This is a genomic window from Streptomyces stelliscabiei (assembly GCF_014873495.1).
Taxonomy (GTDB): Bacteria; Actinomycetota; Actinomycetes; order Streptomycetales; family Streptomycetaceae; genus Streptomyces; species Streptomyces bottropensis.
Map to the genome: position 1 here is coordinate 8082737 of NZ_JADBGF010000001.1, position 21396 is coordinate 8104132.

19 protein-coding genes are annotated in these 21396 nt (G+C 72.2%); all 19 read right to left on the minus strand.

Annotation, left to right across the window (positions count from 1 at the left end; all coding sequences use genetic code 11):
• Positions 1–229: 229 nt before the first annotated feature.
• Complete coding sequence (locus tag H4687_RS35590) at positions 230–973, minus strand: sirohydrochlorin chelatase (RefSeq protein WP_046918044.1); 744 nt, start codon at positions 971–973, stop codon at positions 230–232.
• Between the two features lie 5 nt (positions 974–978).
• Positions 979–1917, minus strand: coding sequence for an ABC transporter permease (locus H4687_RS35595; RefSeq protein WP_046918043.1), 939 nt, complete (start codon positions 1915–1917; stop codon positions 979–981).
• On the minus strand, positions 1904–2692 hold the full coding sequence (locus H4687_RS35600) for an ABC transporter ATP-binding protein (protein ID WP_046918042.1): 789 nt from the start codon (positions 2690–2692) through the stop codon (positions 1904–1906). Before H4687_RS35600 ends, H4687_RS35595 begins: the two co-directional genes overlap by 14 nt.
• Positions 2693–2728: 36 nt before the next feature.
• Positions 2729–3838: an ABC transporter substrate-binding protein gene (locus tag H4687_RS35605; RefSeq protein ID WP_046918041.1), complete on the minus strand. Its 1110-nt coding sequence runs from the start codon at positions 3836–3838 to the stop codon at positions 2729–2731.
• Between the two features lie 219 nt (positions 3839–4057).
• Complete coding sequence (locus H4687_RS35615; protein WP_046918040.1) at positions 4058–5392, minus strand: sulfate adenylyltransferase subunit 1; 1335 nt, start codon at positions 5390–5392, stop codon at positions 4058–4060.
• Between the two features lie 2 nt (positions 5393–5394).
• Positions 5395–6333, minus strand: coding sequence for a sulfate adenylyltransferase subunit CysD (gene cysD / locus H4687_RS35620; RefSeq protein WP_046918039.1), 939 nt, complete (start codon positions 6331–6333; stop codon positions 5395–5397).
• Positions 6330–6884, minus strand: a complete 555-nt coding sequence (cysC, locus tag H4687_RS35625) for an adenylyl-sulfate kinase (RefSeq protein WP_046918068.1) — start codon at positions 6882–6884, stop codon at positions 6330–6332. The genes cysD and cysC overlap by 4 nt, the downstream gene beginning before the upstream one ends.
• A 98-nt stretch (positions 6885–6982) precedes the next feature.
• Complete coding sequence (locus tag H4687_RS35630) at positions 6983–7738, minus strand: phosphoadenylyl-sulfate reductase (protein ID WP_046918038.1); 756 nt, start codon at positions 7736–7738, stop codon at positions 6983–6985.
• Positions 7735–7914, minus strand: a complete 180-nt coding sequence (locus tag H4687_RS35635; protein WP_078907087.1) for a hypothetical protein — start codon at positions 7912–7914, stop codon at positions 7735–7737. Before H4687_RS35635 ends, H4687_RS35630 begins: the two co-directional genes overlap by 4 nt.
• The gene (locus H4687_RS35640) at positions 7911–9602 is read right to left on the minus strand and encodes a nitrite/sulfite reductase (protein ID WP_046918037.1); all 1692 of its coding nucleotides are present in this window, start codon (positions 9600–9602) and stop codon (positions 7911–7913) included. The genes H4687_RS35635 and H4687_RS35640 overlap by 4 nt, the downstream gene beginning before the upstream one ends.
• A gap of 169 nt (positions 9603–9771) precedes the next feature.
• Positions 9772–9855: a putative leader peptide gene (locus H4687_RS48210; protein ID WP_309474722.1), complete on the minus strand. Its 84-nt coding sequence runs from the start codon at positions 9853–9855 to the stop codon at positions 9772–9774.
• Between the two features lie 92 nt (positions 9856–9947).
• Positions 9948–10529 carry a GNAT family N-acetyltransferase gene (locus H4687_RS35645; protein ID WP_046918036.1) on the minus strand — a complete coding sequence of 194 codons (582 nt, stop codon included), beginning with the start codon at positions 10527–10529 and terminating at the stop codon, positions 9948–9950.
• A gap of 73 nt (positions 10530–10602) precedes the next feature.
• On the minus strand, positions 10603–12072 hold the full coding sequence (locus H4687_RS35650) for a hypothetical protein (protein ID WP_046918035.1): 1470 nt from the start codon (positions 12070–12072) through the stop codon (positions 10603–10605).
• A 191-nt stretch (positions 12073–12263) separates the two neighbouring features.
• Positions 12264–13592 (minus strand): helix-turn-helix domain-containing protein, encoded by a 1329-nt coding sequence (locus H4687_RS35655; RefSeq protein ID WP_046918034.1) that lies wholly within the window; start codon positions 13590–13592, stop codon positions 12264–12266.
• Positions 13593–13992: 400 nt separating this feature from the next.
• Entirely contained in the window at positions 13993–15636 is a 1644-nt protein-coding gene (locus tag H4687_RS35660; RefSeq protein ID WP_046918033.1) for an acyl-CoA dehydrogenase family protein, read from the minus strand.
• Positions 15637–15746: 110 nt separating this feature from the next.
• Positions 15747–16757, minus strand: coding sequence for a 2,3-diaminopropionate biosynthesis protein SbnA (gene sbnA, locus H4687_RS35665; RefSeq protein WP_046918032.1), 1011 nt, complete (start codon positions 16755–16757; stop codon positions 15747–15749).
• A gap of 47 nt (positions 16758–16804) precedes the next feature.
• Positions 16805–17845 carry a 2,3-diaminopropionate biosynthesis protein SbnB gene (gene sbnB, locus H4687_RS35670; protein ID WP_046918031.1) on the minus strand — a complete coding sequence of 347 codons (1041 nt, stop codon included), beginning with the start codon at positions 17843–17845 and terminating at the stop codon, positions 16805–16807.
• Positions 17842–18924 carry a TauD/TfdA family dioxygenase gene (locus H4687_RS35675; RefSeq protein ID WP_050398083.1) on the minus strand — a complete coding sequence of 361 codons (1083 nt, stop codon included), beginning with the start codon at positions 18922–18924 and terminating at the stop codon, positions 17842–17844. The genes sbnB and H4687_RS35675 overlap by 4 nt, the downstream gene beginning before the upstream one ends.
• The gene (locus H4687_RS35680; RefSeq protein WP_046918895.1) at positions 18912–21389 is read right to left on the minus strand and encodes a non-ribosomal peptide synthetase; all 2478 of its coding nucleotides are present in this window, start codon (positions 21387–21389) and stop codon (positions 18912–18914) included. Before H4687_RS35680 ends, H4687_RS35675 begins: the two co-directional genes overlap by 13 nt.
• Positions 21390–21396 lie beyond the last annotated feature (7 nt).

Sequence of the window (21396 nt, forward strand, 5' to 3'; positions counted from 1 at the left end):
GAGCATCACAACGGCCGTCCGAACCCCGCAACGCGACTCCCGCACACATCAGTTGGCGCAGCACCGGACTGCCGAACCGGCGCGATCCTCCTGACGCTACCCGAACATGAAGTCCGTACGACAGATTCCGCTCCCCGCGCCGTGCACCGCGAAGCCTCCGTCCAGGAGCGGGATGGGCCGGCCTGTCGCCCGTACAACAGCCGCCGTGAGGGCGACATGTGAGGACGGCTCAGGCCGCGACGAGCCGCCCCTGCCGCAGCGCGGCGGCGTAGCGGCGCAGCAGCAGCGCGGCCAGTTCGGGGGAAGGGCCGAGCACCTCGGCCAGCACGTCCGCGCCCGCCTCCGCCGCGCCTCGCGCGATCCGGTCCGGCAGCCGGCCGGGTGCGACGACGTACGGCGCCACGGCCACCCGCTCGCAGCCGAGGGCCCGCAGTTCCCGTACGGCGTCCTCGGTGCGGGGCAGGGACGCGGAGGCGAACGCGGGTCGCACGGCGCACCAACCGGTGTGCCACCACTCCCGCGCGATGTCGGCGATCACCGCGATCGCCTCCGGGTCGGAGGACCCCGCCGAGGCCAGGACGACCCCGGTCGAGGACTTGTCGGCGGGGCTCAGCCCCGCCTCGTACAGCCGGCGTTCGAGGGCCGACAGCAGCAGGGGCGAGGGGCCGAGGACCTCCGCCCGGCGGATGCGCAGGGACGGCGGCGCCTCCCGCAGGACCGCCGGGATGTCCGCCTTGGCGTGGAAGGCGCGGGTCAGGAGCAGGGGCAGGGCCACCACGTCCCGTACGCCCTGTACCGCCAGCGACTCCAGCACCCCCTGGACGGAGGGGACGTCGAAGTCGAGGAAGCCGGTCTCCACGCGCAGCCCGGGGCGCATCGCCCGCACCCGCCGGACGAGGGCGTGCACGGTCGCGGCGTGCCGCGGGTCGCGGCTGCCGTGGGCGACGACGAGGAGAACCGGCTTCTCGGACATGTGGATCAGCTCTTCACCAGCAGACCGCGGCTGCGCAGCACCCACCGCTCCAGCGGGCTGAAGATCAGCAGGTCGATGGCGATACCGACGATCAGGATGAGGAAGATCGCGAGGAACACCTGCGGCATGCTGCTGTTGGTGCGGCCCGCCTCCAGCATCTGCCCGAGACCCGAGCCGATGTCGGGGGCCTTGGCGATGATCTCGGCGGCCATCAGCGAGCGCCACGAGAACGCCCAGCCCTGCTTCAGACCGGCCACGTACCCGGGCAGGGCCGCCGGCATCACGATGTGCCAGGTGCCCTTCAGCCCGGTCGCGCCCAGGGTGCGGCCGGCCCGCAGGAACAGCGGCGGCACCTGGTCGATGCCGGACACCAGGCCGTTGGCGATCGAGGGGACCGCGCCGAGCAGGATCACCGTGTACATCACCGACGGCTCCAGGCCCAGCCAGACCACCGCGGCCGGCACCCACGCCACCGACGGCAGCGACTGCAGACCGGAGAGGATCGGGCCGATCGCCGCCCGGACGACCCGGACCCGGGCCACCAGCAGACCCAACGGGGTACCGATCGCCAGAGCGGCCAGGAAGCCGAGCAGGCCGCGCGAGACGCTGGTCCAGATGGCCTCCAGGAGCGTGCCCTGCAGCCAGGCCTGCCGGACCTCCCCCCAGACCGCCGAGGGCGCGGGCAGTTTGTAGGCGGGGGCGACCTCCGCCAGGACGAGGAGCTGCCAGACCGCCAGCACCAGCGCGACCGCGGTGATCGGGGGCAGCACCTTCTGGACGAGGACCTGGCGCAGCGGCGGCCGGCCGGTCTGCACCGAGTCCAGCGCGTCGAGGCCCGCCTCCAGCCCGGCGAGATCGTCGGCGTCCTTGACGTCCTTGACGCCCTTGGCGTCCCTGACGTTCTTGCCGGGGACGGTGCCGCTCTCGGTCTCAGTGCTGGCCATGGCGGCGGATCTCCCTACGCAGTTCTTCGGTGATCTCGACGGACAGCTCCGCCACGGCGGTGTCCTCGATGCGGCGCGGCTGCGGGATGCCCACGGTCCACTCGCGGGCCACCCGGCCGGGGCGCGAGGACAGCAGGACGACCCGCTCGGCGAGCCGTACCGCCTCACGCACGTTGTGCGTCACGAACAGCACCGAGACCTGTGTCTCGCTCCAGATCCGGGTCAGCTCGTCGTGGAGCACGTCCCGGGTGATGGCGTCGAGCGCGGCGAACGGCTCGTCCATCAGCAGCAGCTTGCTCTCCTGCGCCAGGGCGCGGGCCAGGGCGACGCGCTGGCGCATACCGCCCGACAGCTCGTGCACCCGCTTGCCGTACGCGCCCTGCAGCCGGACCAGACCGAGCAGGTCCTCGGTCCGCTCGCGCCGCTCGTTCTTCGGAACTCCCCGCAGTTTCAGGGCGAGTTCGATGTTCTTGCCCGCGGTGAGCCACGGGAACAGGGCGTGCTCCTGGAACATCAGGGCCGGACGCCCGTCGGTCGTGATGCTGCCCGCGGTCGGGGCGTCGAGACCCGCGACCAGGTTGAGCAGCGTCGACTTGCCACAGCCCGAGGCCCCCAGGAGGGTGACGAACTCGCCGGGAGCGACATCGAGCGTGATGTCGTCCAGCACGAGCTGCTGCCCGGCCGGTCCGGAGAAGGACTTCGATACGTGCTCGATACGGGCGGCGTGCTGCGTCGCCTGGACGCCGTCGGCGGCCTTGGCGAGTGCGGTGGCCATGGTCGTCACCTCCTGGGAACTCATCGGACTTCGCGGTTACTTGACGCCGAGACCGGCGTCGCTGACCTCGTCGTCGCCCTCGGCCTTGAGGACCTTGTTGAGCAGCGTCAGGTCGTAGATCCCGTCGAGCTTCGGGTTCTCCAGCAGCCCGGCCTTGACCGCGTGATCGGCCTCGGTCTGCAGGGTGGACGCCAGCGGGTCGTTGATGAACTGGATGGACTTCCACGCCGGGTCGAGCACGTCCGCCGGCAGCTCCTTACCGGAGTCGGCCTTGAGCTGGGCGTTCGCCGCAGCCTTCGCCGCGTCGGCGTCGGAGACGATGAAGGCGTTGGTCTTGACCGAGCCGCGCAGCACGGCCTCCACCACGTCCGGGTGCTCCTTCAGGAACTCCTGGCGCACGATGATGTTCGTGATCACGAACTTCTTGTCCGGCCACAGGTCGGCCTCGTCCAGCAGCACCTTCGCGCCCTCGGCGACCAGCTTGGACGCGGTCGGCTCCGGCACCCACGCGCCGTCGATGGCACCGGACTTGTAGGCGTCCGGGGTGACGGAGTTCTCCGTGCGGACCACGGACACATCGCCCTTGCCGGTGTTCGCGTCGACCTTCCAGCCCTGCTCCGCGATCCAGTTGAGGAACGCCACGTCCTGCGTGTTGCCGAGCTGCGGGGTGGCGATCTTCTTGCCCTTGATGTCCTTCGTGGACTTGATCTTGTCCGGGTTGACGACGAGCTTCACACCGCCGGACGCCGAACCGCCGATGATGCGCAGGTTGGCGCCGTCGGCCTTGGTGTACCCGTTGATCGCCGGGGAGGGGCCGATCCAGCCGATGTCGATGGAGCCGCCGTTGAGGGCCTCGATCTCCGAGGGGCCGGCGTTGAAGGTCGTGTACTTCGCCTTGGTGGCGCCGAGCTCCTTCTGGAAGAAGCCCTTCTGGATACCGACGAGAGCGGTCGCGTGGGTGAGGTTGCCGAAGTAGCCGATGTTGACGGTGTCGAGACCGTCGATCTTCTCGGCGCCGGCGGCGACCTTGTCGGTCTTGGCGTCCGTGGACTCGGAGCCGTAGCCGCAGGCGGCCAGGGCCAGCAGCGGGAGCGCGGTGACGGCCGCGAGGGTACGTCGGAAAGCTGCGGAGCGGTGTGCAGGCACGGGAGGTGTTCCTCTCGGAGGCCCGGCGGTCACGGTCTCTCAGGTCGTGGCCGGGAAATCGGGTTTTCGTCTACGGCGGTGGGGGGTGAGGGCGCGCAGGCAGTGCGCGTACGTCAGCGCACACATCGCGCCACTCCGCCCTGCCCGCTTCCGAGGGCGCCGCTGCCCACACGGCCGCCCTCCTTCGCGAACGTCGCGTAGAAGTCCTGGGAGTTCATGTCAGAAGTCCCACCCGTCGTCCTCGGCCTCGTCCTTGACGGGCTCGGGGGAGGCGAACGACTCGCCGACCATGCCGGCCGTGAGCGTGGTGCCGTCGTTCGGGTCGATCAGGATGAACGAACCGGTGCGCCGCGAGTCCGAGTAGGAGTCGACGGGCAGCGGCTCGGCGGTACGGATCTTCACTCGGCCGATGTCGTTGGCGACGAGCTGTCCCGGGTGCGGGTGCAGGGACAGGTCGTCGAGCGTGAGCCGGGACGGGATGTCCTTGACGATCGCCTTGACGGTACGGGTGCCGTGCTTGAGCAGCACGCGGTGCCCGACGGTCAGGGGCGCGTCGGCGACGTGGCAGACGGTCGCCTCGATGTCCTGGGTGGTCGGCGGGGCGTCCTTGCTGGGCACCAGCAGGTCGCCGCGCGAGATGTCGATGTCGTCCTCCAGGAGGATCGTCACCGACTGGGTCGTCCAGGCGACGTCGACCGGCACGCCGAGCAGGTCGATGCCGGCGATCTTCGTGGAACGCCCCGAGGGCAGCACCGTGATCTGCTCGCCGACCCGGAACGAACCGGCGGCGATCTGACCGGCGTAGCCCCGGTAGTCGGGGTGCTCGGCGGTCTGCGGCCGGATCACGTACTGCACGGGCAGGCGCGCGTGGCAGTGGCTCAGGTCGTGGGCGACCGGGACCGTCTCCAGGTGCTCCAGCACGGTCGGGCCGCCGTACCAGTCCATGTTCGCGGACGGCTCCACCACGTTGTCACCGGCGAGCGCCGAGATCGGGATCGCGGTGACCTCCGGGACGCCCAGCTCGGTCGCGTAGGCCGTGAACTCCTCGGCGATCGCGGCGAAGACGGGCTCGGCGTAGTCGACCAGGTCCATCTTGTTGACCGCGAGCACCACGTGCGGCACCCGCAGCAGCGCCGCGAGGGCCGCGTGCCGACGGGTCTGCTCGACGACACCGTTGCGGGCGTCGATGAGGATCACCGTCAGCTCGGCCGTGGAGGCGCCCGTCACCATGTTGCGGGTGTACTGCACATGGCCGGGGGTGTCGGCGAGGATGAAGCGGCGGCGGGGGGTGGCGAAGTAGCGGTAGGCCACGTCGATGGTGATGCCCTGTTCCCGCTCGGCCCGCAGGCCGTCGGTGAGCAGCGCGAGGTCCGGGGCCTCCTGGCCGCGGCTGGCCGAGACCCGCTCCACAGCCTCCAGCTGGTCGGTGAGGACCGACTTGGAGTCGTGCAGCAGCCGTCCGACGAGGGTGGACTTGCCGTCGTCGACGGAACCGGCGGTCGCGAACCGCAGCAGCGTGGTGGCCGAGAGCTCCTCGGCGGTGATCGTGCTCATGCTTAGAAGTACCCCTCGCGCTTACGGTCTTCCATCGCGGCCTCGGACATCTTGTCGTCGGCGCGGGTCGCGCCGCGCTCGGTCAGCCGGGAGGCGGCGATCTCGGTGATCACGGCGGCCAGCGTGGTCGCGTCGGAGTCGACGGCGCCCGTGCAGGACATGTCACCCACGGTCCGGTAGCGCACCAGGCGCTTCTCGACGGTCTCGCCGTCCTTGGGCCCGCCCCACTCGCCCGCGGTCAGCCACATGCCGGCCCGTTGGAACACCTCGCGCTCGTGGGCGAAGTAGATCTGCGGCAGCTCGATGCCCTCGCGGGCGATGTACTGCCAGACGTCCAGCTCGGTCCAGTTGGACAGCGGGAAGACGCGGACGTGCTCACCGGGGGCGTGGCGGCCGTTGTAGAGGTTCCACAGCTCGGGGCGCTGGCGGCGCGGGTCCCACTGGGAGAACTCGTCCCGCAGGGAGAACACCCGCTCCTTGGCGCGGGCCTTCTCCTCGTCACGGCGCCCGCCGCCGAAGACCGCGTCGAACTTCTCGGCCTGGATCTTCTCGGTCAGCGGCACCGTCTGGAGCGGGTTGCGCGTCCCGTCCGGGCGTTCCTTCAGCACTCCGCGGTCGATGTAGTCCTGGACGGAGGCGACGTGCAGGCGCAGCCCGTGGTCGGCGACGGTGCGGTCGCGGTACTCCAGGACCTCGGGGAAGTTGTGCCCGGTGTCCACGTGCAGCAGCGAGAAGGGGATCGCCGCGGGCGCGAACGCCTTCAGCGCCAGGTGCAGCATGACGATGGAGTCCTTGCCGCCGGAGAACAGGATCACCGGCCGCTCGAACTCACCCGCCACCTCGCGGAAGATGTGGACCGCCTCGGACTCCAGGGCGTCCAGGTGGGACAGGGTGTAGGGGGTGCCGGTCTCCCCGGAGACGGCGGCGACGGTCGTCGTCATGCCAGACCCTTCTCGGTGAGCAGCTGGTGGACCAGCGCCGCGGACTCCTGGACCGTCTGGTTCTGCGACTCGATGCGCAGGTCCGGAGTCTCGGGAGCCTCGTACGGGTCGTCGACACCGGTCAGCCCGGAGATCTCGCCGGCCGCCTGCTTGGCGTACAGACCCTTCACATCGCGCTCCGAGCACACCTCGATGGGCGTGGCCACATGCACCTCGACGTACGCCGCACCGCTCGCGGCGTGGCGCTTGCGGACCGCCTCCCGGCTGTCGGCGTAGGGCGCGATGACCGGAACGAGGGCCTTGACGCCGTTACGGGCGAGGAGTTCGGCGAGGAAGCCGATGCGCTGCACGTTGGTGTGGCGGTCGGCGCGGGTGAAGCCCAGGTCCGCGGTGAGGAACTCGCGGATCTCGTCGCCGTCGAGGACCTCCACGAGGTGGCCGTCCTCGCGGAGGCGGCCCGCCAGCTCGTGGGCGATGGTGGTCTTGCCGGCACTCGGCAGACCCGTGAGCCAGACGGTGGCTCCCGTGGCTCCGGTGGCTCCGGTCGTCACTTGGTTCTCCTGGTTCGTCGCGGGGGCACGGCCCGTCCCGGGGACGGTGCTCCCGACGGTGTCGGCTGTCTCGGCGGTGCCGGTGGGCACTGCGGCGCTCACAGGTGCAGCCCGCACTCGGTCTTGGTGTTGCCCGCCCAGCGGCCGGCCCGCGCGTCCTCGCCGGGGGCGACGCGGCGGGTGCAGGGGGCGCAGCCCACGGAGGTGTAGCCGTCCATGAGCAGGGGGTTGGTGAGCACGCCGTGCTCGGCGACGTAGGCGTCCACGTCGTCCTGCGTCCAGCGGGCTATCGGGGAGACCTTGACCTTGCCGCGCTTGTCGTCCCAGCCGACGACCGGGGTGTTCGCCCGGCTCTCGGACTCGTCGCGGCGCAGGCCGGTCGCCCACGCGTCGAACCGGGTCAGCCCCTCTTCCAGCGGCTTGACCTTGCGCAGGAAGCAGCAGAGGTCGGGGTCGCGGTCGTGCAGCTTCGGCCCGTACTCGGCGTCCTGCTCGGCGACCGTCTGCCGCGGGGTGATCGTGAGGACGTTGACGTCCATCACGGCCTCGACGGCGTCCCGGGTGCCGATGGTCTCCGGGAAGTGGTAGCCGGTGTCCAGGAACACGACGTCCACGCCGGGCCTGGCCCGGGAGGCGAGGTGCGCGACCACCGCGTCCTCCATGGAGGAGGTCACGCAGAAGTTCTTGCCGAAGGTGTCCACGGCCCACTGGAGGATCTCCAGCGCCGAGGCGTTCTCCAGATCACGGCCGGCCTGCTCGGCGAGCGCCTTGAGCTCGGCGCGCTTCGCCGCCTCCGGGCCGGCCGTGTCCGGCGAGGAAGCCGCTGTGTCGGAATCCGCCTGAACGGTAGTCATATGTGATCCCCTCCGCTGTCGGCTCGCTGAAATCCCCGGGACAGCAGCCCGAGGAACTTCAACTGGAAGGCTCGATTGCAGGCCCCGCATTCCCACGCGCCGTGTCCGGTCTCGTGGGGGCGCAGGTCCTCGTCACCGCAGTAGGGGCAGTGGAAGGGGGCGGCTCGCTCGCTCACGACAGGGCCTCCTCGTCGGCGCGGGTGACCCACGCGGCGAACCGCTCGCCGTCCGCGCGCTCGTCCTGGAAGCGCTTGAGCACCCGCTCGACGTAGTCGGGCAGTTCGTCGGCCGTGACCTTCAGGCCGCGCACCTTGCGGCCGAAGCCGGCCTCCAGACCGAGCGCGCCGCCGAGGTGCACCTGGTAGCCCTCGACCTGCTCGCCCGCGTCGTTCAGGACGAGCTGGCCCTTGAGACCGATGTCCGCCACCTGGATACGCGCGCAGGCGTTCGGGCAGCCGTTGATGTTGATGGTGATCGGCTCGTCGAACTCCGGGATGCGGCGCTCCAGTTCGTCGATCAGCAGCGAGCCGCGCGCCTTGGTCTCGACGATGGCGAGCTTGCAGTACTCGATGCCGGTGCAGGCCATGGTGCCGCGCCGGAAGGGCGAGGGGTTGACCGTGAGGTCCAGCGCCTCCAGGCCCGAGACGAGCGAGTCGACCTGCTCCTCGGTGACGTCGAGCACGATCATCTTCTGCTCGACGGTGGTCGCGACCCGGCCGGAGCCGTGCGCCTCGGCGAGGTCGGCGATCTTCGTCAGCGTGGTGCCGTCCACGCGGCCGACACGCGGGGCGAACCCGACGTAGAAGCGGCCGTCGTTCTGCGGGTGCACGCCCACGTGGTCGCGCCAGCGCGCCACCGGCTGGTCGGGCGCCGGGCCGTCGACCAGCTTGCGCTTCAGGTACTCGTCCTCCAGGACCTGACGGAACTTCTCCGTGCCCCAGTCGGCGAGCAGGAACTTCAGGCGGGCGCGGGTGCGCAGCCGCCGGTAGCCGTAGTCGCGGAAGATCGAGATGACGCCCTCGTACACGTCCGCGACCTCGTCCAGCGGCACCCACGCGCCGAGCCGCTGCCCGATCTTGGGGTTGGTGGAGAGGCCGCCGCCGACCCACAGGTCGAAGCCGGGGCCGTGCTCGGGGTGGCGGACGCCGACGAACGCGATGTCGTTGATCTCGTGCGCCACGTCGAGCAGCGGCGAGCCGGAGATCGCGGACTTGAACTTGCGGGGCAGGTTGGAGAAGTCCGGGTTGCCGATGATCCGCCGCTGGATCTCCGCCATCGCGGGCGTGCCGTCGATGATCTCGTCCGCGGCGATCCCGGCGACGGGCGAGCCGATGATCACACGGGGGGTGTCACCGCAGGCCTCGGTGGTGGACAGGCCGACGGCCTCCAGCCGCTCCCAGATCTCGGGCACGTCCTCGACGCGGATCCAGTGGTATTGCACGTTCTGCCGGTCGGTGATGTCGGCGGTGCCCCGCGCGAACTCCTGCGAGATCTCACCGATCACCCGGAGCTGGCGGGTGGTCAGCCTGCCGCCGTCGATCCGCACGCGCAGCATGAAGTACTTGTCGTCCAGCTCCTCCGGCTCCAGGATCGCGGTCTTGCCGCCGTCGATCCCGGGCTTGCGCTGGGTGTACAGCCCCCACCAGCGCATCCGGCCGCGCAGGTCGTTGGGGTCGATCGAGTCGAAGCCGCGCTTGGAGTAGATCGTCTCAATGCGTGTCCGCACATTGAGACCGTCGTCGTCCTTCTTGAACTGCTCGTTGCCGTTCAGCGGGGTGAAGTGTCCCGCGGCCCACTGGCCCTCACCACGGTGACGGCTCGCCTTGCGGCGGGGCGTGGCGGGGTTCTGCGGGGTGGCGGCCATGGGTGTATGTCCTTCGGGAAAGGCGGGGGAGGCGGCTCTGACCTGCGCTTGCGCGCGCATGCGGGCACACACCGGCAGCGTGTGCGGCGCCTGCGCGTCCTTGCGCGGGCTGAAACAGAGGAGGTGCGGCGCTGGGGCCCGGGGTCGTCCGACCCCTCGCGGTCGGGCGTCAGCTCACCGGACAGATGGCGCTGGACATGCGGCCGAGGTCGACGTGCCGCCGACTCACCAAGGCAATTCCAGTTCCAGACATGACGGAAGCGTGTCACGGCTCTTTAGACCGAGTCCACCGTCATCCATATGTCGGACAGGGATGTCTCGCATGGCGAGACGATGTGATGTGGGTCATGGTGTGGGAACGGCCGCTCCGGGCCAGGGCCCCGGCGCCGGGACGTCCGCCTCCTCGGTCACCTTCGTGTCGAACAGCCGGAACCCCCGCCGCAGGTAGTTCCCCATGGCGTGCTCCCCGTCCAGGGAGCAGGTGTGCAGCCACACCCGCTTGGTCGGCGGCAGCTCCGGCCACCGCTCGGCGAGGTCCCAGGCGCGGGCCGTCCCGTACGACAGCAGATGCCCGCCGATGCGCCGCCCCCGGAACGCCGGGACCAGCCCGAAATAGGCGATCTCCACGACCCCGTCGTCCTGCGGCTCCATCTCCACGTACCCGGCGGGCGTCCCCCGGTCGTGGGCGACCCAGGTCTCCACACCCGGTCGGCCCAGGTGCTCCTGCCACCGCTCGTACGACCACGACAGCCGGTCGGTCCAGCGGATGTCACCGCCGACCGAGGAGTACAGGAACCGGCTGAACTCGGGGGAGGGGACCCCGGCGCGCACGATACGGACGTCGTCGCCCTCGGGCGCGGCGGCGGGAAGCAGGTCGCTGGGCGAGGTCTGCTCCAGGGACCAGGTGGTGACGGGACTGCTGCTCATGGGCCCAGGGAACCACGGGGCCCGGCCCGCCTCCAAGGCAGGGCCGGGCCACCTGGCCGGCCGGCCGGTCGACCTAGTCCAGCGCGCTGTCGACGTCCCGCAGCCGCACCGCGTAGAGCACGCGCTCCGGGACGGGGTCGGTGAGCGTCCACACCTCGCCGGTCTCCGGCGAGTAGGAGAGGGAGGCGGTGTGCCGCCCCCAGCAGGCGTACGACTCCAGGTCCGCGCCCGAGGTCCCGCTCGACTCGTTCGCCGGGCACTTGGCGGCGTCGGCCCCCTCCTCGTCCTGCCGCCAGAGGGTGCCGTGCGTGTCGCGCTTCTCCGCGGCCTGCTCGACGTACCAGTCCCCCTGGTGGGCGAGGACCCCCTGGACGCCGGTGGCCTCGGTCTCGTACGCCTCGGTCGCCACGGCGTCGCTCCGGCGCCCGCTGGTGCTGAGCAGGCCGGTGCGGTCGCCGGTGACGTCGAGGGCGTAGCGCCAGACGCGGGCGGGTTCCTCGCGGCCGGGGCGGAACCGCTCGCCGGCGACGACCGTGGGCGGTGTCGACGTCCGGTCCAGGGAGAGCGAGCCGAAGCAGGGCACCCCGTCGTGGTCGCGCGCGTCGCAGCCGTCGCCCGACGGGGGGCTGTAGGAGGCGACCGCGGGCAGCGCGTACCGGTAGTGGTGGGCCGACCAGCCCTTGCCGGCCTGGGCGCCCTTGCCCGGCTTGTCGGCCTTGCCGATCGCGTCGCTGTCGGTCACGTCGGCGCGCAGGAAGCGGGCCAGGTCGAACACGTACAGCGAGTCGTCCCGCCCTTGGCGGCCGCCGGGACCCTGCGCGGTGACGATCAGCTTGTCGTCGTACCAGGCCATGCCGCCGAGCCGGGAGCGCAGGCCCTCGAAGCCCTGGCCGCCGGCCGTCGGCACGACCAGCAAGACCCAGCGGTAGGCGAGGTTCGCCGGGTCGCTCGCGTCGACGAAGGCGACCCGGGCGAGCCCCTTCTCGTCGACGGGGACGAGGCCGGTGCCGTCCCGGTCCGCGACGCCCGTGCCGCCGCGGTGCGCGTTCGCCGCGCCGCCGCCGGGCGGGACGCTCCGCACACCGGTGTGCGACCAGCCGGCCGCGATGACCTGGTTGTCCCGGGACGTGGTGACCGAGCGGGGGGTCCACTTGTCGCTGACCGCGTCGCCCGCCTCCCAGCAGTACGCCCGCACGGCCACCGGCTCGACGGGCAGATTGTCCTTCTCGCTGTCGAAGCAGTCGCCCTCGCCGCGCATCGCGTGGTTCGCGCTGCGCAGCACCTCCTCGACACCGACCGGGCCGCCCGTCGCCCGGGCCAGGCTGTGCAGCTCGGCGGGGTCGGTCAGGGTCTCCCGGAGCTGCAGTCTGCGCAGCTCACCGGCCGAGGTGAGGGAGGTGAGGGAGCCCGGGGTGCTGCCGCCCGCGGCCTGCGAGGTGCTGATCAGCGTGGCCGCCGCCGTGAGTGCCAGCGCGGTGCCCGCCAGGGACGCGCGCAGCGCACGTCCCCTTCTGCGTCGTCGGTGCCTGCCGCGGTGCTGCATAAAACCTCCCGGGGACGGCCAACTGCCCGCCGTGAAGAAGATCTTGACGGGGAGGCAGGTGGGGCGGCCTGGCAGCGATGCTACGGCAGTGGGACACGTGTCACGCCGAGGTCCCGGGAAATACAGGGAGATCCCTCACTCCGAGGCCATGATCCGTTCACCGGGAGCTGTTGCGGATGTTCGACCTGAGTTCAGATGACCGGCTCGGCTCTCTGATGTCCCGGGGGCCCCTCGTCGCCGAACGGCCCACGCGCGCAGGCGCCCCGCGCCCGCACCACCCCCGGTGCCACCGAGTGCGGCAACAAGTCCGACGGGGCCTCGGGCAGCCGGACTTCGACGTCGGCCCGCTCGGTGAAGCGGTACGGGCGGTGGTCGAGGAAGGCGCCGAGGTAGCGGCGTACGCGGGACATCTCGGCGCGGACGGTGACGGTGCGGGCGGGGTCGCCGAACACGTCGTCGGCGAGGGCGGAGGCACTGCGGCCGCCGCGGTGCAGGGCCAGGAGGTACAGCAGTTCGGCGTGGCGGGGGGTCAGTTCATGGGTCCAGGAGCCCGCGGAGCCGGCGACGGTGACACTCCAGCGGCGCGGGTGGGAGACGTCGAGGGTGATGTGCGTGGCGGTCGGCGCGGGCGCCGGGTCCGCGGTGGGGCGTATCAGCCAGCCGTCGGGCAGCGGCTCGACGGTGCACAGACCGAGCGCCGGGAGCCAGCAGCGGCCGGGGGAGAGCGACTTGGGGAGGGCGACGCGGCTGGTGTACGGCATGCCGGTCACCGCGGCCGTCCAGCCGTCCCGGTCGACGGCGACCGCGCGGCCGCCGATACGGGCCAGCACCGGGGCCGCCACCGCGCGCAGTTGTTCGAGCGAGGTCAGGTGCAGGTCCCGCAGCCGGGCCTGGGCGAGTTTGGCGACCGAGTCGACCAGGGCGAGGGTGGAGGGGTGCAGGGTCTCCAGGGGACCGCTGATGTCCACCACGCCGAGCAGCCTGCCGTCGCGCGGGTCCGTGACCGGGGCGCCGGTGCAGGTCCAGGGGTGCAGGGCACGCACGAAGTGCTCGGCGGAGAAGACCTGGACGGCGCGGCGGGAGACGAGAGGGGTGCCGATGCCGTTCGTGCCGACGATCTCCTCCCGCAAGTCCGCGCCGATCCCGAGCCCCTGTCCGTCGGCCATGCGCAGTACGGCCGGACTGCCCTCCCGCCACAGCACCCGGCCGTCGGCGTCGGCGACCATCATGATGTGCTGCGAGGTGTCCGCCAGGGAGAGCAGCCCTTCGCGGAGCACCGGCAGGACGTGGCGCAGCCGTGTGGTCCGGCGGCGGCGCTCGATCTCGTCGCGGCCGAGGAGGTCGGAGCGGATGTCGTGGTCGGGGTCGACACCGCTGCGTACCGTACGGCCCCAGGACTCGCGGATCGCGGGGCGCGGGGCGGGTTTCGAGGGCCGGCCGTCGAGGGTGTGGGCGCGTACCTCGCCGAGGATGCGGGCCGCTCGGGCGGCGTCCGTGGCGGTGAGCCGCGCGACTTCCATCGGCGAGTGCGGCACTCGTTCCTCCCCGGCAGGCCCCTGGTTCCTCGGCCCCGGTGGTCGTGGAAACCCGGCTCTGCGCGACGGTGTTGACTGCGGGCTTCCTAGTCTGCCGCTCTTCGGCCACGGAGGGGCACACTCCGGCCACAGAGCGCGGACGAGTTGCAACCCCCTGCAACCCTGGCGTACCGCCCCGCCCTCCTTGAAACTTGTTCGACGTCGCCCCGGTGCGACGTACACGCTCCTCAAGGGGGCTCTGGAAGCGGGGGTGGTGCCGTGTCGGCGCAGCACCACTCCCGCGTCGTACCGCCCGGCACCGGGCCATCCGAGGATCGGGCCACCCGGCCTCGGGCCACCCGAAAGAGGGGCGCCCGCCGCGGGCGGGATTCCTCGCGGCGGCGGCTCAGCCGACCGGACGCGCCCGTTCCACGATCGACGCCAGATCCAGTGTGTGCGGCAGGGTGCCGAAGGCCGTGCCCCGGTCGCCGCCGAGCCGGGAGGCGCAGAAGGCGTCGGCGACCGCCGGCGGCGCGTATCGCACGAGGAGCGCCCCTTGCAGGACGAGGGCGAGCCGTTCCACGAGCCGGCGTGCGCGGGCCTCGATGCCGTCCAGGTCGGCGAGTTCGGTCAGCAGGCCCTTGATCGCGCCGTCGAGCCGGTGGTCGGCGCCGCGAGCCCGGCCCACCTCCCGCAAGTAGGCGTCCAGGGCCCCCGGTTCGCGCTGGAGCGCGCGCAGCACATCCAGGGCCTGCACGTTTCCGGCGCCCTCCCAGACGGAGTTGAGCGGGGACTCGCGCAGCAGACGGGGCATGCCGGACTCCTCGACATAGCCGTTGCCGCCGAGGCACTCGGACGCCTCGACCACGAGCGGGGCACAGCGCTTGGTCACCCAGTACTTGGCCACCGGCACCGCGAGCCGCAGGAGCGAACGTTCGTTCTCGTCGCCCGACTCCGCCGCGTCGTACGCCGCCGCCACCCGCATCGCCAGCACCGTCGCCGCCTCCGACTCCAGCGCCAGATCCGCGAGCACGTTGCGCATCAGCGGCTTGTCGATCAGCGGCCCGCCGAACGCCTCCCGGTGCGCGCAGTGGTGCACCGCCTGCGCCACCGCCTGCCGCATCAGCGAGGCCGCGCCCAGCGCGCAGTCCAGCCGGGTGGCCGCCACCATCCCGATGATCGTGCGCACCCCCCGCCCCTCGTCCCCGACCCGGCGCGCCCACGTCCCGTCGAACTCGACCTCGGCGGAGGCGTTGGAGCGATTGCCCAGCTTCTCCTTCAGCCGCTGGAGGCGGAACACGTTCCGTGACCCGTCGGCCAGCATCCGGGGCACCAGGAAGCACGTGAGCCCTCCCGGAGCCCGCGCCAGCACGAGGAACCCGTCCGACATCGGCGCCGAGCAGAACCACTTGTGCCCGGTCAGCTCGTACGTCCCGTCCTCGGCCAGCGGCCGGGCGACGGTGGCGTTGGCGCGTACGTCGCTGCCGCCCTGCTTCTCGGTCATGGCCATCCCGAAGAGGGCGCCGGCCTTCTGCCCGGCGGGCCGCATGTCCCAGTCGTAGAGCGTGGACGTCAGCCGCGGCTCCCACTCGGCGGCGAGTGCCGGGTCCGTGCGCAGGGCGGGCACCGCCGCGTGCGTCATGGACAGCGGGCAGCCGTTGCCGGCCTCGACCTGCGTCCAGACGACGAACGCGGCCGCCCGCCGCACATGCCCCCCGGGCCGCGCCCAGGCCGCGGTCAGCCCGGCCGACACCCCCTTGCCGAGCAGCCGGTGCCACGACGGATGGAACTCCACCTCGTCCACCCGGTTCCCGTACCGGTCGTACGCCCGCAGCTTCGGCGGGTTCTCGTTCGCCAGCCGCCCCCACTCCTGCACCTGGGCGGAGCCCGCCGTACGGCCGAACCCCGACAGCTCCTCGCGCGCCTCGTCCAGCAGCTCCGGAGCCAGATGCCGCTCGACCGCCTCGCCGAGCACCTGGTCGGCGGCGAAGACGTCGTAGTCCACCAGGGGCGGAGCCTGATTGGTCACTTCGTGGGTGCTGGATGCCATGTCCGGAACCTACCCGTCGGCGTCACGTCGTCACGACGACGCTCACCGGTGTCCGGCGGGCGGATGTCCGGCGCCGGACCAGGACGGTCCGGCGCCGGACCGCGCGGGCCTCAGACGGGCGCCGCCAGCTCGCCCGTCCCCACGTCACCCGTGCCGAACTCCGCCTCCGGGGCCGCCACACCCTCCCCGTACTGTTCCTGCGGCCAGCCCGGCCGGTAGATCGTGTCGAGGTAGCGCTCCCCGAGGTCCGGGGAGATCGCCACCGCCGTGGTGTCGGGGGAGCCGTTGCGGGCCAGCCACGCGCCGGCGCCGCTGACGACCGTGCCGGTGGAGCCCCCGAAGAGGAAGCCGCGCCGGGCCATGCGGTGACACGCCCGTACGGTGTCGGCCTCCTCCACCCGGACGACGTCGTCCACGTAGGACGCGTCGAGCAGCGCCGGGGTCACGCTCGTGCCGAGCCCCGGGATCATCCGGCGGCCCGGCGCCCCGCCGAACGCGACCGAGCCGACACTGTCCACCGCGACGATCCGCACCCGGCGCCGCCGCTCCCAGAACCACCGGGCGCAGCCCATCAGCGTCCCCGAGGTGCCGACCCCCACGAACAGCACGTCCAGGCGCGGGAACTGCCGGGCGACGGCGGGCGCGGTGGTGCGGTAGTGCGCCTGCCAGTTCGCCTCGTTGGTGTACTGGTCCAGCCACACGTACCGCGGGTCGGTCGCGCACAGCGCGCGCACGTACGCGATCCGGGCACCGAGGAAACCGCCGTGCGGGTCCGGTTCGGAGATGACGTGGACCCGGCTGCCCAGCGCCTCGATCACGCGCCGGGTCTGCGGATTGCACCGGGAGTCGGTCACGCACAGAAACCGGTGGCCCCGGCTCGCCGCGATCATGCTCAGCGCGACGCCCAGATTGCCGGACGACGACTCGACCAGCGTCGAGCCCGGCCTCAGACGCCCCTCCCGTTCGGCGGCCCGCACCATCTCGGACGCGGCCTTGAGCTTGATCGAGCCGGCGAAGTTGAACCCCTCGCACTTCAGGAAGAGCTGATGTCCGACGACCTGGCGCAGATCGACGTACAGCTCCTCCTCGTTGAAGTCCGTGGGAACGGATATGACTGGCACCGCTGCCCCCCTGGTTGTGCACTGTCGTACGCGCTGCGCCCGGCCGTTCAGCCGTGGCGGCGCAGCTCGTGGAAGAAGTCGTCCACGACCCGCAGTCCGCCGGAGCGGGCCACGTGCTCGTGGACATGACCGCCGACCGCGAGGTCGAGGACCCCGAGGCCGAAGGGCGAGAAGACCACCGGACGGTCCGCCGGCACGGACGCCCGGCCGGTGAGGACGTCGTGGAGCGTTCCGTCGAGGAAGTCCCGCGCGCCGGTGAGCTGTTCGGTCAGGTGCGGTGAGGTGTTCGCCTTGAGGCAGTGCTCGACGTCGTCGACGAAGTTCGCCGACGCGAGCAGCACCTCGGGCGCGAGATCGCGCAGCGACACGTGCAGCACCAGGGGGTTGTGGGCGAACCACTTCGGTTCATGGACGTGCGGCTCGCCCGCGATCGTCGCGAACACCACCAGGTCGCTCGCCCGGATCACCTCCTCGGCGCCGTCGTACACGGTCACCCGCCCGTCGGCGCCGGAGCGCTCCAGGTACCCCCGGAACCCGGCCGCGCTGTCCGCGGACAGGTCGTGCACCCCCACCTCCTCGAACGCGAAGTCCGTCGCCGCGAGGAACGTGTGGATGTACCGGGCGATCAGGCCGGTGCCGAGGAAGCCGACCCGGGCCGGGCGCGGCGCCCCCCGGCGCGCGCTCAGCCGGTCGGCCGCCAGCGCCGCCGACGCCGCCGTCCGGGTCGCGCTGATGACCGAGGCCTCCAGGCACGCGAACGGATAGCCGGTGGCATGGTCGTTGAGGATCAGCACGGCGGACGCGCGCGGCAGCCCGGACGCCGTGTTCTCCGGGAAACTGGAGATCCACTTCAGCCCGTCCACCTGGAACCTCCCGCCGAGCGAGGCGGGCAGCGCGATGATCCGCGAGGACGGACGGTCGGGGAAGCGGAGGAAGTACGACGGCGGGTTGACCGTGTCGCCGGTGTCCCCGTTCCCGTGCAGGAGGTAGGCGGACTCGACCAGTTCGACGATCTCCCGCTCCCGTCCCCGCAGGGCCTGCTGCACCTGGGCGCCGGAGATCACGGCGAAACCCGGAACCTCGGTCATACGGAACTCTCCTTCGTGGGGAAGCCGGCCGGCCGGAAGTCAGCCGGCCGTACCGGGTCTGCGAGGCCCACGAGCACCTCGCGGGGGCCCTGATACGGCTCACGGCTGTGTGCGCAGCGGAGGTTGTCGACGAGGAGCAGGTCGCCCGGCCGCCACGGCCGGCGGACCGTGTGCGCCTCGTAGACCTCGTTGAGCGTCTCGACGACGTCGGCGCCGATCGGTTCGCCGTCGCCGTAACGGGTGTTGAAGGGCAGCCCGTCGGCCCCGTACAGGTCCACCAGGTACTCGCGCACCTCGGCGTCCATCGTCCATTCGCTGAGGAACGCGATCTGGTTGAACCAGCACCGGCGGCCGTTCACCGGGTGCCGGAGCACGGCGGGGCGCCGCTGCCGGGTGCGCAGGGTCCCGTCGGGCCCCCAGTCGAAGTCGATGGAGTGCGCCCGGCAGTAGGCCTCGACGACGGTCCGGTCGTCGGTGCCGAACGCCTCGGCGACCGACGCGCCGATCTCGTCGTGGTACGAGCGGGTGAGCAGCCAGCCCTCCCGCTCGAACCGTTCGGTCAACTCCGCCGGGAGCGCGGCCAGGACGGCCGCCGAGTCGGCGATCCCGGTCGCCCCGCCCCGCTCCGCGGCCTCCAGACACGCCAGGAGCAGCAGGCCGGGGACCTGCACGCCGTAGCTCGACTCGTGGTGCATGCACATCGGTTGGTTCGGCGGCCAGGCCGTCGACGAGTACACGCCCCGCGCGTACGTCCGCCGGGGCGCGAACGCCTCCCTCTCGGTCATCAGCGTGTCGGTCAGCCCCCTGAAGACGGCGCCCACTTCGACGGCGTCCCGCAGGCCGAGTCCGCGCACCAGCACCGAGCCGTGCTCGGCGACGGCGGCCCGCAGGGAGTCCCGCCGCCCGGCCGCCCACCGGGCGGCGGGTTCGGCGGGGGAGACGGTGAGCAGCGGCGGGCTGTCGGTCGACAGCACGATGTCCGGCAGCGGCAGCGGCAGCGGCAGGGCGGTCGCGGACGACGGAGCCGTCGCCGGGTCCTTCCGGCGGCGCCCGGCGGCGCGGCGGCTCAGGAAACCCATGACGTCCTCCCGGGGGTGGCGGGGCCGGCGGCGGCCCTGGTGTCGATCAGTGCGGCCAGCCCGGACAGCACCGGATGCGCGGTCACGTCCTTGGGGGACACCGCCCGCCGCAGGGCGATCGCGAGCTTCACCGCCGACAGCGAGGTGCCGCCCCGGTCGAAGAAGTGGTCGTGCCGGCCGATCCCGGCGCGTGGCACACCGAGCACCTCGGCCCACGCGTCGGCCAGCCGCTCCTCGGTCGCCGTCGCCGGCGGCTCGCCCGGCCGGCCGTCCCTCGCGTCGAGTTCCTCGGCCAGCGCCGTCAGCGTCCGCCGGTCGGTCTTGCCGTTGGCGGTCAGCGGCAGGCTCTCGCGCCGGTGGAAGACCGACGGCACCATGTACGCCGGCAGCGAGGCCGCCAGCCGGTCCCGCAGCTCCTCGGCCGCGAGGGGCCGGCCGGAGTGGAAGGCGACCAGACGCTCGCCCCCCGCGACCACCACCGCGCCGTCCCGCACCCCCGCCACCTTGAGCAGCGCGTTCTCCACCTCGCCGATCTCGATGCGGAAGCCGCGCACCTTGACCTGGGTGTCCCGGCGGCCGAGGAACTCCAGCTTCCCGTCGGGCCGCCAGCGCCCGTGGTCCCCGCTGCGGTAGAGCCGCTCGCCGGGCCGGTAGGGGTCGGTGGTGAAGGCCTGCGCGGTGCGCTCGGGATCGTTGACGTACCCCCGCCCGACACACACCCCGGAGAAGACGATCTCCCCCGGCGCGCCCAGCGGCACGAGGGAGAGACGCCCGTCGACGACGTACACGCGGACGTTGCGCACGGGACGGCCCAGGGGCACCCGGCCCCCCTCCGGAGCCCGGTCCATCACCTCGTGGTTGGTGTCGTCCGAGGTCTCGGTCAGCCCGTAGGCGTTGACCAGGGGTGTCCCCGGTTCGGTGGCGAACCAACGCTCCGCCAGCTCCTTCTTCAGCGCCTCCCCGGTGACCGACACCCGGCGCAGGTCGGGCAGTTCGCGCGGGTGCCGCTCCAGATGGGCGAGGACCGCCTCCAGGTACGACGGCACGACCTGCAGCACGTTCACGCGGCCGTCCGCGACGCGGTCGACGAACCGCTCGACGTCCAGGATCGCCTCCTGCTCCACCAGGAGGGTCCGGCCACCGGCCAGGGGTCCGGCCAGCAGCTGCCACAGGGAGATGTCGAAGCACTGGGGCGCGGTCTGCGCGACCGTGTCCCCCTCGCCGATGCCGAGGTCGTCGAGCTTGGCGAGGAAGTGGTTGAGCATCCCGGCGTGCTCGCACATCGCGCCCTTGGGCTCGCCCGTGGAACCGGACGTGAAGTAGATGTACGCGAGCCGGTCCGGACCGATCTCCAGGCCGAGGCCGGAGTCCTGGTGGCCCTCGTCGTACGCGTCCTCGACGAGCAGCCGCCGCACCCCGGGCAGTGTGGTCAGCGCCCGGTCCAGCGTGGTCGTGCTGCCCCGTTCGGTGAGCACCAGCTCGCATCCGGCGCGGGCCAGCGTGGTGGCGATGCGCTCGGCGGGGAAGTGCGGCTCGACGGGCAGATAGACGCCGCCCGCCTTGAACACCGCGAGGACGGCCGCCATCCAGTCGAGGTCGCGTTCGGTCACCACCGCCACGACACCCTCGCGGCCGAGGCCCCGGGCCAGCAGGGCCCGGCCGAGCCGGTTGGCCCGGGAGTCGAGTTCGCGGTACGTCCACCGCCGCTCCCCGTGGACGGCCGCGACGGCGTCCGGGTGCGCCACGACCCGCTGCTCGAACAGCTCGTGCACCCGGGCCTCCGGCAGGTCGCGCAGGGGCCCGGCCAATCCGTCGAGCTGGAAACGGAGTTCGTCGTCCGACACCAGACTCCGCCCGCCGTGCCCGGCGTCCGGTTCGGTGGCCAGCAGGGTGAGGGCGGTGACGTGGTACCCGGCGATCCGGGCCGCGGCGTCCTCGTCGAGCACGTCGGTGCGGTAGCGCAGCCGCAGCGCCGGGCCGTCGTCGCGGTGCACCAGCCCCACCCGCAGGGCCACGTCCGTGTCGAGGTCGCCGTCGCCCCCGCCGGTGTCGAGCACCGTCTCGAACGGCGGCTCCGAGAGGCCCAGTTCGTGCCGCAGGGCGTCCACCGGATATCCGGCGTGTGTCAGCAGCTCCGCGGTGGCCCGGTGGGTGTGTTCCAGCAGGGTGCGCCAGGTGCCGTCGGGCGGGACACCGAGCCGGCACGGCAGCAGTCGGCCGTCCTCCAGCCAACCGGTGGTGACCTCGCTCTCGCCCGACAGTGCGGCGAGCACCTTCGCGTGGGCGGCGAGCAGCGCGGCCGTACCGTCCGCGGTGGTCAACGTCCCTTCGGGCAGGGCGACTTCGTGGACGCCCGCTCCCTTCTCCGGGTCGGCGCTCCACCGCGGTATCACGGTCCGCCCCCCGGCGGTGAGCACCTCGTGCCAGTACGTGCGGGCAGCGTCGCCCGATTCCGAACGGTCCATCGTTTCC